The sequence below is a fragment of the uncultured Cyclobacterium sp. genome (assembly GCF_963977555.1).
Classification (GTDB): Bacteria; Bacteroidota; Bacteroidia; order Cytophagales; family Cyclobacteriaceae; genus Cyclobacterium.
Genome location: NZ_CAXBPD010000001.1, coordinates 433841 through 446022, shown reverse-complemented (window position 1 = coordinate 446022; position 12182 = coordinate 433841). Strand labels below are relative to the sequence as shown.

At 34.7% G+C, this 12182-nt stretch carries 12 protein-coding genes; 8 read left to right on the top strand and 4 right to left on the bottom strand.

Annotation, left to right across the window (positions count from 1 at the left end):
- The first annotated feature begins 116 nt into the window (after positions 1 to 116).
- Together AAC073_RS01610 and AAC073_RS01605 are read left to right on the top strand one after the other, a co-directional pair.
- Positions 117 to 611: a hypothetical protein gene (locus AAC073_RS01610; protein ID WP_339922082.1), complete on the top strand. Its 495-nt coding sequence runs from the start codon at positions 117 to 119 to the stop codon at positions 609 to 611.
- Positions 612 to 1045: 434 nt separating this feature from the next.
- Entirely contained in the window at positions 1046 to 1507 is a 462-nt protein-coding gene (locus AAC073_RS01605) for a response regulator (protein ID WP_339922081.1), read from the top strand.
- Positions 1508 to 1620: 113 nt separating this feature from the next.
- On the opposite strand, the gene AAC073_RS01600 is transcribed toward AAC073_RS01605, so the two are convergent.
- Positions 1621 to 3453, bottom strand: coding sequence for an alpha-amylase family glycosyl hydrolase (locus AAC073_RS01600; protein WP_339922080.1), 1833 nt, complete (start codon positions 3451 to 3453; stop codon positions 1621 to 1623).
- 187 nt (positions 3454 to 3640) lie between these two features.
- Between AAC073_RS01600 and AAC073_RS01595 the strand changes: the two genes are divergently transcribed.
- From AAC073_RS01595 to AAC073_RS01575, 5 genes are all read left to right on the top strand, one after another.
- On the top strand, positions 3641 to 4459 hold the full coding sequence (locus tag AAC073_RS01595) for a glucose 1-dehydrogenase (protein WP_339922079.1): 819 nt from the start codon (positions 3641 to 3643) through the stop codon (positions 4457 to 4459).
- Between the two features lie 286 nt (positions 4460 to 4745).
- Positions 4746 to 5258: a pyridoxamine 5'-phosphate oxidase family protein gene (locus tag AAC073_RS01590; protein ID WP_339922078.1), complete on the top strand. Its 513-nt coding sequence runs from the start codon at positions 4746 to 4748 to the stop codon at positions 5256 to 5258.
- A gap of 22 nt (positions 5259 to 5280) precedes the next feature.
- Entirely contained in the window at positions 5281 to 5718 is a 438-nt protein-coding gene (locus tag AAC073_RS01585) for a response regulator (RefSeq protein WP_339922077.1), read from the top strand.
- 372 nt (positions 5719 to 6090) lie between these two features.
- Complete coding sequence (locus AAC073_RS01580) at positions 6091 to 8640, top strand: ATP-binding protein (RefSeq protein WP_339922076.1); 2550 nt, start codon at positions 6091 to 6093, stop codon at positions 8638 to 8640.
- Positions 8641 to 9039: 399 nt separating this feature from the next.
- Positions 9040 to 9492, top strand: coding sequence for a PA2169 family four-helix-bundle protein (locus tag AAC073_RS01575; RefSeq protein ID WP_339922075.1), 453 nt, complete (start codon positions 9040 to 9042; stop codon positions 9490 to 9492).
- Between the two features lie 319 nt (positions 9493 to 9811).
- Here AAC073_RS01575 and AAC073_RS01570 read toward each other — a convergent pair whose 3' ends face one another.
- From AAC073_RS01570 to AAC073_RS01560, 3 genes are all read right to left on the bottom strand, one after another.
- Positions 9812 to 10069: a hypothetical protein gene (locus AAC073_RS01570; protein ID WP_339922074.1), complete on the bottom strand. Its 258-nt coding sequence runs from the start codon at positions 10067 to 10069 to the stop codon at positions 9812 to 9814.
- A 99-nt stretch (positions 10070 to 10168) separates the two neighbouring features.
- A complete protein-coding gene (locus tag AAC073_RS01565) occupies positions 10169 to 10690 on the bottom strand; it encodes a YetF domain-containing protein (protein WP_339922073.1) in 522 nt (173 codons plus the stop codon).
- Positions 10691 to 10850: 160 nt separating this feature from the next.
- Positions 10851 to 11012, bottom strand: a complete 162-nt coding sequence (locus AAC073_RS01560) for a DUF1328 domain-containing protein (protein WP_339922072.1) — start codon at positions 11010 to 11012, stop codon at positions 10851 to 10853.
- A 231-nt stretch (positions 11013 to 11243) separates the two neighbouring features.
- On the opposite strand from AAC073_RS01560, the gene AAC073_RS01555 reads away from it, so the two are divergent.
- Positions 11244 to 12119: a DUF808 domain-containing protein gene (locus tag AAC073_RS01555; RefSeq protein ID WP_339922071.1), complete on the top strand. Its 876-nt coding sequence runs from the start codon at positions 11244 to 11246 to the stop codon at positions 12117 to 12119.
- Positions 12120 to 12182: the final 63 nt, after the last annotated feature.

The following is a 12182-nucleotide window of genomic DNA, read 5'->3' as shown; positions in this document are numbered from 1 at the left end:
TAGGGCTTCTCTTTAAGAGATACTAAGAGTTAATTGGGAGTTAAACGTTTGTAGGTTGATCTACCTGATTTGTTTACTGGTCATTAGGTTACCATTGGGGTTATAAGCATATCAAAATGAAATCAACTAAGACATATCCTGAGTATACTGATTTAAGCGTAAAAATTAACATTAAAATTTTTCAACAATTATTAGCCGATGAATTGGTTTTGTATGCGAAAACATTAGGAGCCTCATCTAGAGTCATCATCGAAAAAGAGGACCATGTTAATTTTTTTCATGCTAAAATCAAAATGATAGAAAAAGCACTTTATATCATTAATAATCAGATAAGAAAACTAAATTTTAATTCTCAAGGTACTCTTAAAAACAGGTTGCAAAATGCAAACCTAAATGAGTTTGATACCAACTCATCTGACTCAGAATATTATATAAGGAATTTGCTAGATGATCACCAATTGATTATAGAATCCATACGTAAATATTTGAAAGATGATTTTATCTATCTTAATTCTAATGATTCTCTAAATTTAATAGCAGAAGTGCTTCAACTTCATATTGAAATGACTTGGTTATTAAGGGACATTTTGATTAAAATTAACTATTCCTAATATTTTATAATTTTTTACTTAAATATTAATAAAATTTAACTCTCTTATTTTGACTTTAAACCACAAAATTTTAAGTCGCTACCATAGGAATATTATTTTTTCATTTAAAAACTTCTTGATTGATCTTCATCAGTAAAAGTTTCAAAATCGGATTAGTACGCATATTAACTTTTAAATTTTTTTTTTATTTTGCAGTGTCACTCACTCACATCCTTCTGCGAGACCAATTAGCAGTGTTGCAATCTAGGTTCTCATAGTTACTGAAAGTCATTGGTTTAACACAAACGGAACTATTCTTATATAAATTATGGAAGGTTCATGATTTACTTTGGTCTTATTTTTGAAGATATTTCTTCATCCAAAGTGAAAATAAATTTAAATTTACACCCATTTGATTCCTCGATTAAGAATTTCTTTGGATTAAATTATTTGCCATGACCAATTTAAAAAATAATCTCAATGAGAATTTGCTCATTTTAGCTGATGATGATTCGGATGATTGTGAGCTCTTTCAAGATGCTATTACCACCATAAATGTTAATGTGAGAACGATTATATTTAATGGTGGAATTCAACTTATGAATTACCTTAATGATGAAAATGCGGAGTTGCCTGATATTTTGTTTTTAGATCTTAACATGCCGATAATGAATGGCTTTGAATGCTTGGAAGAAATTCGAAAAAATATCAGGTTGAAGGATATTTGTATCATAATTTTTTCAACCTCATTTAATCCTTCAGATGTAGATAAATCTTATGCTCTCGGAGCAAATGGCTACATTCAAAAGCCTTACAGTCAATCAGAAATGAAAAATATTCTTAAAAGTACTTTGGATACGGACTGGAATGATCCGTGTTCAGCATTGGATAATCATAATTTTGTAATTCAAGCATAAAATAATATCCAGTTATATCAAAGGCTTTAGTTGTATTTAGATCATTTAAATAAAAGTGTCCAACCGACCAACAATGTGGGAGGTTAGGACACATTTAGAAGATTTTAACCAATCTATTCAATATTTCTGGTTAGAATTAAAGCCGCATATTCAGCAATTGTAAATGTTAATTTGTGTGGTTGATTGTCATAATTGTCATCAATTGATACTGTTAATTCAGTATTTGCTGTATAAAAAGCATCTTCATCATATCCTGAAAAACTACTGTTAAAAATTGTTTTCCAAGAACCTGCCAATGGAGCCCCTATATCATAATTTTCGAATCTTTGATTTGAAAAATTTAACACAACCAAAACTGGATTATCAAGGTATTCATCATGAAATCTAAGGTAGGCAAGAACATTGTCTTCCTGATTAAAATGAATGATTTGTATACCTTGGCCTTGAAGCCCTAGAAGACTTTTTTCATGACTCAATCTCAATTGAATCAGGTCTTGGTACAATTTTGAAATTCCTCCAAAATGATTTGCCTTCTCCCAGTCAAGCCCTTGATTATCATCAAAAAAACCATCTTCTAGAAATTCCTGCCCTTGAAATATCATGGGAATTCCTGGCGAAGTGAAAATCAGTGTTGCACCGAGTACGGACCGTTTTTTAGCAAATTCGCCATCAGCCTGCCCAGGTTGAATTTCTTCGGGTATTCGGGAACTTCCGTTGGCTACTTCATCATGTGATTCTGTATAAATAATTCTTTCAAATACATCGTAATTATATTTAAAAGTCAATGCATTTACCACCTCTTGCAAATTCCGGGAATTATCTTCTTGATGGACCAGGATATTCTTTACTTTGTGTACGAAATGAGAATCCCATTGTGCATTGAAATTTAGTCCATCATAGCGTTGGTCTTGGGTAACTATGGTGTCTGCATTAAGGTCTTCGGCAATAAGTATTTTTTCTGGATATTTGGCCTTTATTTCCCCATTAATATCTTGAATCATTTTTTTACCTTCGAAAATTTCATTCCTTTCGTATCCTGTTCCTCCTTCTACAAAACGAATATAGGAAGTAGCATCCCACCTTAAACCATCGCAATGGTAATCCTCCAGCCACATTAAAGCATTGTCTCTAATGAACTGACGAACTTCAGGCCTTCCATAGTCTGGCCTGGAATGCCCCCAAGGAGTTTCTGCCCGATAATCATTGTAGAAATAAATACCCCCATTATCATTCTCACTCCATCCATCGAATTGCCATAGGTCCGAATCGGTAGAGCCAAAATGGTTGTACACAACATCCATAAATACTGCAATACCATTTTTATGCGCTGCATTTACAAAGGATGCAAAATCCTCGGGGCTTCCATAGTCCGTTTCGATGGCGAAAGGTGAAGAAGGATTATAACCCCAGGAAATTCCTCCAGAAAATTCTGCTATTGGCATGATTTCAATTGCATTGATCCCAAGATTTTTTAGGTAACCCAACTTTTCAATAGCACTTTTAAATGTTCCTATGCTTGCTTCCCCTGAATTGATTTTTTGATGAAAAGTACCGATATGCATTTCATAGATAACCAATTGATTTAAACTTGGTATTTTAAAATTCTCGTCATCCCAATTAAATGCTCTCTTTGCAATTACTGAATTTCCATTGCTATGGGTCATCTGCCGTGCGTAAGGATCATTTCTTAGCAAACTGTTGCCATTTGATTTTAAGGCAAACTTGTATTCTGCACCCACATTGGCTGATGGAATATGAATGGCCCAGTATCCATTGTGTTCCGAATTCATAGGATTCTCCATCTCATCCCAATTATTGAAATCACCTACTACCGATACATTTTCTGCATTCGGGGCCCATACACGGAATGTTGTTCCTTCATTTGAAGAGGATACTGCGCCCATCCCGTCTAGCAAAGTCTCCTTTTTATTTATTGTAGCTTCCATTTTTTTTCTGATTAACTACGTAAAATAAAGCCTAATTTCAACAATAATTGGCTTCTAAAAAGTTAATTATTACCCCTAAAATATTAAAATAAACGAAATATTTAGCATCCATTTTTTACTTTTTAAGAGCAATGATTATTGGAATTTAAATATAAATTTGATTTTAAAAATCATTTTGTTTAGGGATATGAAAAACAACATTAAAAGACTTGAAAATCAGACCTGTATTGTTACTGGCTCAAGTGCTGGAATAGGTAGTGCTATTGCAAAATCACTGGGATGTGGAGGGGCTAATGTAGTGGTTAACTATAGGGAAAGCAAAGCGGAAGCTGAGGAGGTGGCCCATTGGATCGACAATAATGCTGAATGTGGAGAGGCACTCGTTCTAAAAGGCGATGTAAGCAAGGAAGAGGACGTAAAAAACTTGTTTAAAAAGACAATAGACCATTTTGGAACAGTGGATGTTTTGGTAGCGAATGCTGGCGTTCAAATCGATCATAAATTGCATGAGATGCCACTAGAGGCCTGGAAGAAGGTCATTGATGTTAATTTAACAGGACAATTTTTATGTGCAAAGGAAGCCATTATTGAATTTTTAAGAAGAGGTATGCGTCCTGATGTATCAAAATCCCTAGGTAAAATCATTCATATAAGTTCAGTACATGAAGAAATTCCATGGGCGGGTCACTCAAACTATGCCGCTTCAAAAGGAGGGGTTTTATTATTAATGGAAAGCATTTGTCAAGAATATGCATCTTCTAAAATCAGGTGCAACAGTATTGCCCCGGGGGCTATTAAAACCGAAATCAACAAGGAGGTCTGGAGTTCGAAAGAAGGGATGGAGCAGCTTCTAAAGCTAATTCCCTACAAACGGATAGGGGTGCCGGATGATATCGGTAAAGTGGCAAGCTGGCTGGCCTCTGATGAATCCGAATATATAAATGGTACATCGATTTTTGTCGACGGCGGCATGACCTGTTATCCTGGTTTTTCCGCTAATGGGTAAGCATTGAATAGGTATTGTTCAGCAGAATGATGATCTCTAAAATGCTGATAATCATAAATATGGTTGGATTTGAATGCTCAATCATATGTCACATGGTATTTAAAGATGCCGAATATTTTAGGGGACCATAACCTCTAGGGTGTATATTGGGGAAAATGCATAACTCCTTAAAAATAAGTGCTATTAAGTATTCCAATGGAAAAATTTTTAGAGTTAATTTCTAATTTAATAGTAGCATTCTGAAGGGTATATCTGCTTTATATTTAGGGTAAATAAAAATTAAATTATGAGCAAAGAAAACTTATTTAATGAAGAAGCAATAGCCAAATTAAAAGAATTGGCTGAAGACATAGATTTTGTAATGATGGGCACAAAGCTTAGCTCTTTGCCTCCACATTTAATTCCAATGAGTACTAAAGATGTTGATGGGGATGGATGTGTCTGGTTTTTAAGTAGTAGTGAAAGCGAGCACAATCAAAATATTAATAAAGACCATAATGTTCAACTGATTTACTCCAAGCCGGATAATATGAGCTTTTTGACAGTATTTGGTCAGGCGGTAATTTATAGAGATAAGTCAGTTTTGGAAAGGTATTATAAAAGTGCGGACGACGCTTGGTTTGATGGAGTCGATGATCCTAATCTGACAGCTATCAAAGTAATCCCTAAAGAAGCTCAGTATTGGGATACCGAAAATGGAAAGTTCATCAGTCTATTGAAGATGGGGATGGGTGCCATTACTGGTGATGAACCAGATTTAGGAGAGCATGGTGATTTGAACATCCCTTTGAGTAATTAACAAAGTAACAGATAAATTTAAAATGGAGCCAATCCGAATATTCATTGCCGATGATGATAGAGATGATAGGGAGATATTCTTGGAAGGTTTGGAAAAATTGCCGATGAATAAATTAGTGAGTCAATTTGACAATGGCGTTGAATTAATGAAGGGACTTTATGCTAATAATCCATTGCCTGATGCCATCTATCTTGATTTGTATATGCCACTCCAAAATGGATTCGAATGTCTTACCGATATTCGAGAAGTTCCGGAATTTTCTGAGATAAAAATTATAATCTATTCAACTACCTATAATAACAGTATAGTTGATTTATTGAAGGAAAACGGGGCAAACCAATACATACAAAAACCTATTTCTTTCAGTCATTTGAAAACATTACTGAATAAATCAGTGAAATCCATAATGGATACTAAATCTGATCCAAGTATTCAGGATCAATTCGTTGTAATGCTGTAATAGTCACTTTTTCCATTGGTAAATCGATACATTTGAAACAAAAAATAATTGGCTTAAGTTTGTTAGGAATAGTTACAATGATCTATTTTTTAGGTTTTTAAGTACCTATAAACTAGCCTTCTTTTTATTGAGGAAGTTTGAGTTTTTACAATACTGGACCAAGACATATTTGTAGTTTTTTCGAAGTATTTTTTGGTCTGGTTAGAAACTTTTTCCGTAATTATTGATTAGGTATATGTGTAATTGGTAATCAAGTTTGTCGATTATATCTTATGGAATTTCAAATTCTGACCAACGATTTGTGGCATTTATTATATATTAGCCAATGGTTTTTTGCTTTGGAATTTGTCAGAAGTAATTGATGAATTATTAATGTCAGTAATATATATGAAGGACGATTTTAGAAAGGATCATTCACCACCAAAATTTTTGAGAAATGGAGGAGAGATGGGTAGGATTATTGGTGAAAAGGATTGGACAAATCACCCTTTAGGGATTCCTGAAAAATGGCCTTTGGCTTTAAGGATGTCTGTGAGCAGTATGCTCAAAAATGCTTTTCCTAATTTTATACTTTGGGGAGAAGAGCATTATTGTCTTTACAATGATGCCTATAGGCCTAGCCTTGGTAAAGAAGGAAAGCATCCGTTTATAGTAGGTCAAAAATTTGAAGAGGCATTTCCTGAACTTATTGAAACTTTATATAAAGAAGTAGATAGTGTTTGGAAGACTGGTGTAGCAACCTGGCATGAAAATCAATTGGTTTCCATTTATCGCAATGGGAAAATGGAAGATGTATATTGGACCTTTAGTTATAGTGTTCTGATTGGGGATAAGGAAGAAACAGAAGGGATTTTAATTACCTGCATTGAGACAACGGATGCAGTATTGAACCTCAAAAAATTGCAAGAGAGTGAAAATCAATTGGTTTTTGCAATCGATGCGGCTGAGTTGGGCACCTGGGATTATAATCCGGCTATTGATTTTTTTAAAGGGAATGACCGATTAATAGATTGGTTGGGTATCCCAAAAGGAACAACTGTTTCCCTGAAGATTGCTTTCGAGGCAATTGTTCCAGAAGATAAAGCTCGAGTAATGGATAACATCCAAAAAGCATTTGTAGGACATAAAGCTAGTAGATTTTCCGATACATTTTCTATTAAGAATCATAGAACTAACGAGATCAAAATAGTGCGCGCATTAGGAAGAGCACATTTCAATCATGACAAAGAATTTTATCGCTTCAATGGCACCTTGCAAGATGTATCCGAGCAGGTTCGATATGAACAGAAATTAAAGCTTGCAAATGCACAGATAAAAAAGGAGGAACAGCGTTTTAGAGACATAGTATTCAAAGCACCTGTTGGTATAGCTATTTTCAAAGGAAAGGCCCTAGTGACCGAGATGGCAAATAGTACAATGTTAAACTTTGTGGACAAGAATGTTGAGAATTTTGTTGGCGAACCTTTATTTGAAACATTGCCTGAAGTTAGGGATACTGTAGCCCATTTTTTTGAAGAAGTATATAATAAACAAGAGGCAGTTCGCGGTACAGAGGTTAAAATCAATATTAAAAGAAACGGAGGGATAAGAGATACCTATTTCAATTTCATCATTCACCCAATCACTTTTAGTAGAGGAGAAGTGACTGAATTGATGTTGGTAACCAATGAGGTGACTGATTACGTAAAGTCAAAGTTTGTTTTGGCAGAAAACGAAAGTCAGTTTCGAAACCATATGCTTCATTCCCCTATAGCAATGACAATCCTGAGGGGAAGAGATTTGAAAATAGAAATGGCCAATAAGCGTATGCTAAACCATTTGTGGAGAAGGAGTTGGGAAGAGGTTGAAGGAAAAAAATTAGCTGAGGTATTTCCAGAATTAAATGGACAAAAATACCTAGGTGAACTTCATCAGGTTTTAACTACAGGTCTGGCAATTAAAGACAAGGCTTCTAAGGTGATTATCAATTCTGAAGGAAGAGACAATACATTCTATCTGGACTATCACTATTTGCCTCTTCCTGATGTGGACCACTCAATTACTGGAGTAATTGTTACAGCTACTGATGTTACAGACGTGGTTTTGTCGAGGAATAGACTAGAAAATTTTACAAAAGAATTGGAAAGTCAGGTCGATTTGAGAACTGAGCAATTATTGGATTCAAATGAAAAATTGCAGGAATCCATAGCTAAACTTGAAAATGCAAATGAGGGCTTACAGTCATTTGCTTATGTATCTAGCCATGATCTACAGGAGCCTTTACGGAAGATTCAGATGTATACATCTGTATTAATGGAGAATGAGCAAGGAAGGTTTTCAGAAACAGGGAAAAAATACTTTGAAAAAATCACAAATTCAGCGAGCAGAATGCGGAAACTTATTGATGATTTACTGGCTTTTTCCAGATCAAATGATGACATAAATAAATATGAGGAAATAGACCTAAATGATATCTTGGAGCAGGTGCTGGAGGATAGTAACAATACTATTGAGCAATCAAATGCTAAAATAAAAGTTGAAAAGCTTCCCAAAATAGAAGCCATTGTATTCCAAGTGCATCAGATCTTTACTAATTTAATAAGCAATGCCATTAAATTTGCAAAGCATGGTGTGCAACCTGAAATTATTATAAGCGCTTCTGAAGTTTCAGCAAATCAATTACAAATCTTAAGGTTGAATTCAAGTAAAAAGTACATTGCCATATCCATTACTGACAATGGCATTGGGTTGCCTAAAGGTATGGAAGGGAAAATATTTGAAGTATTCCAAAGGCTTCATGGAAAGCAAGAATATGAAGGTACCGGAATTGGCTTGGCCATAGTTAAAAAAAATATCAATAACCTTGGCGGGGCAATTAAGGCAGAAAGCGTTGAGGGGAAAGGAACAACTTTTACAATGTTTTTACCTGTAAATCATTCCTAATTTCTCGCTTATAACTTTTTGAACTATACAAGTATAAGTGAAGTAATCGCAACCCTCTTTTAAGAAATGTTTGATGATTACCTTTTATTTTAAACCTAGATAGTGCAATAGGATCCGTGAAGCCTGTCCTGTTTGTACGGGGAGGGTTTTAATCCTAAGAAAATCAGGCTATTTGGAATTTTTAGCATAGCATCGCTATGGTGAGATTGTAAAAAGGAGCGAAATGGCTGATTTTGTCCGTAGTGACGGATCAGCACGAATTAGAAAGTCTATTGCCTATTTTGGGTTAAAGGATACTAAGCATTGTTTTTTTTAAACTACAAAAGTATTTTTTCAAGTTAAGGTGAAGCGATTTTTACCCATAAATTGTTCAATATTGAACTTATAACTTAATAAATTATGGAAACAACAGATAAAAAACTCAGAGCCCAACTCGCCGAAATTTTAGAAAAGAATAAAGATGCGGAGAAAGGATATGAAACGGCTGCCGTAAATACGCAACATCCAGGTTTAAGAAATTTTTTTCTAAAGAGGTCGAATGAACGTAGGGATTTTAATTTAAGGTTAAAGCGAGAATTGGAGGCCAATTTTGATGAAATGACCACTGAGGGTAGTTTTACCGGGTCAATTCATCGTGCTTGGATGGATACAAAATCATTTTTTGCAGGTAACAATGATGCTGCCATGTTAGAGGAAGCTATTCGTGGGGATCAGGCAGCACTTGAAGAATATGAGGAACTATTGGGCGTGCAGCACCTGCCAATTATGCTAGATCAAATAATCCAAAATCACGCAATAAAAATTCGAACTGATCTAGAGCAGATCAAAACTTTGGAAGATTTAATAGAATAGAAAATAACTAAAATAAGGGTTTGTAGAAATAAAGTTGAAATAGTCTTCTTTCTACCCGGAATATGTAATAGGATTCTAAAAGCCTGTCTCGTGTAGAGGGGAAGTGATGTAATCGTAAGTTAATCAGGCTTTTTGGAGGTTTAGCATAGCATTACTATGGTGAAATTGAAAAAAGTAACGAATTGGCTGGTTTTGTCCGTAGCGCCGGATCAGTAATAAATAGATTGTCTATTGCCTATTTCGGGGTTTAAACAGGCCACAAAAATAAAGTCAAACAAGCCCTTAGGTTTCCTTAAGGATTTGTTTGACTACCCTTTTATTATTCCATTATGGGGTTAAAATGGATATCATCCTCCCAATTCTGAATTTCGTTCTGAACTTGTTTCTTGGTTCTTTTGGTACGATTGGCAATACGTTCAGTCATAGCATCAAATTCCCCATTTTTGTAGGTTATGTCCTCTTCTGTAAGTACAGGGTATCTCTTGCTATAGGTAAATCTAATGTCTCGCCATCTGTTTTCAAGTTGTTGAATAATCTGATGGTTTTCTAAGTTTTCGGTGTTTTTATCCTTCTCCATTGTTTTTGATACTAAGGGTTTAATTTATCTAAATATAAACCCCTTTAACCTAGTTCTTTAATTCAATAAAATTTATTATTACTAAATTAAATATTTTATTTAATCCCTGTTAACATCCTTCATTAACCATAAATCGAGTGCATGATTTGAATCGGTATGTAGTACTGATATATCACCCGTAGTTTCAAATACAACAGCTTTAACTTGGGACAATTGGATAACATTTGCCTCCCTTAATTTTGAGCGGAGGTCACTTTCAGAAACCCTGGCCTTTCTAAGATTATTATCCAGAATTTTTTCTCCATCCATGAGTAATAATGGTGTATTGTCCACAATTTTCTCTACCATTTTATTTCTTCTGGCTAAAGCGATTGAAATCTGTAAAAGGTAAACGATAGCCAGGCCAAACATCCCTTCTATCAAATTTACCGTTGAAGACATAATGGTAGTTGCAATAATGGATCCTACTGCTACTGTCATTGCAAAATCGAAACTCGACATTTTTGAAAAGCTTCGCTTTCCACTAAGTCTAGTTAGCATAATCACAGTAATATAAATTCCTAAGGCAGTAATGGCCATTAAGGCTATGGACGTCCAAGTGGTTTTAAACAAGCTTTCCATATAGGATTTATTTTAGAAGAAAAATTCTTTTACCTATCAAAGTGGAAGGTTTCTAAATGGGGTGAATTCACTGGAAATCCAATCTCCAAATTATTTAGCTTACGATGATTCGGTTGAAGATACGCATAGTGCATGACATACAATTTCTTTTGCTTATGGATTAAGCTTGTTTGAAATTTGAAAACAGTGATCCGATCACCATTCCTACGAACACAAAACACAATACTTTGGCAATGTCTGCGGCACCTTCAGCCAAGCCTCCGAAGCCATACATGGCGGCAAGTATTGCTAATAGTACGAATATGATTGTCCACTTAAGCATATTAAATTAGTTTGTTGTTATTTTTGACTAAGATACTTTGTTGATAATCTTTGTAAGAACTCAATAAAATATTTGTTTGCCTTATTCAATAAGAAGGGAACGCAAGTATTAAATTGTGGGTTGAGATTAAAATTACTTTTACCAATAAGCCTTGAATAATAGGTGAACAGTAGTAATTCCGATAAAAAAATTATTTATACTTACTTTACAACATTTAAATACGAATATTATATGGCTTCAGGTTTTTTTGCATTACTAGACGACATTGCTACACTTATGGATGATGTTGCAACCATGAGTAAGGTAGCAGCAAAGAAAACCGCGGGTATATTGGGAGATGACTTGGCAGTAAATGCGGAGAAATCTTCAGGTTTTACAGCTTCACGTGAAATTCCAGTACTATGGGCCATCACTAAAGGTTCTTTTTTTAATAAATTAATGATCCTACCAGCAGCTTTTTTACTGAGCGCATTCCTGCCAAAGGTTATTACAATTGTATTATTGCTTGGAGGGTTTTATCTCGCTTATGAAGGGGCAGAAAAGGTATTTGAATTTTTAGGAGGCCACAAACATCATAAAAGTGAAATCCCTAATAAAAATTTAACCGAAGCCGAAATTTTAGCGACTGAAAAGGACAAGATAAAATCAGCAGTTATTACAGACTTTATTTTATCGGTTGAAATTATAATTATTGCGTTAGGAACAGTCATTCAAGAGCAAATTTGGATTCAAATTCCTGTAGTTACCATAATTGCGCTTATTGCTACCGTTGGTGTTTATGGAATTGTAGCAGTGATTATAAGGATGGATGATTTTGGTTTAAAATTGATTGCGTACAATGAAGAAGATAACAGCGTATCTGATTTTTTCGGTCAGCTGTTGGTTAAAGCTCTACCGATTGTTATTAGGAGTTTGTCAGTGATCGGGACGATTGCCCTACTATTGGTAGCTGGTGGTATCTTTGCGCACAATGTTGAATTCTTTCATCACTTGATTCCAACATGGCCTTCACTCATTAAAGAGTTTTTGATAGGATTGGCAGTGGGGGCGATTACATTGCCATTGGTATTTGCAGCAAAAAAAATAATAAGTCTATTCAAAAAATAACCACGAGTGCTTTTGTCCGCTTCAGGGATGTTTTCACCATAGATTCATAATTCTATTCTGAAA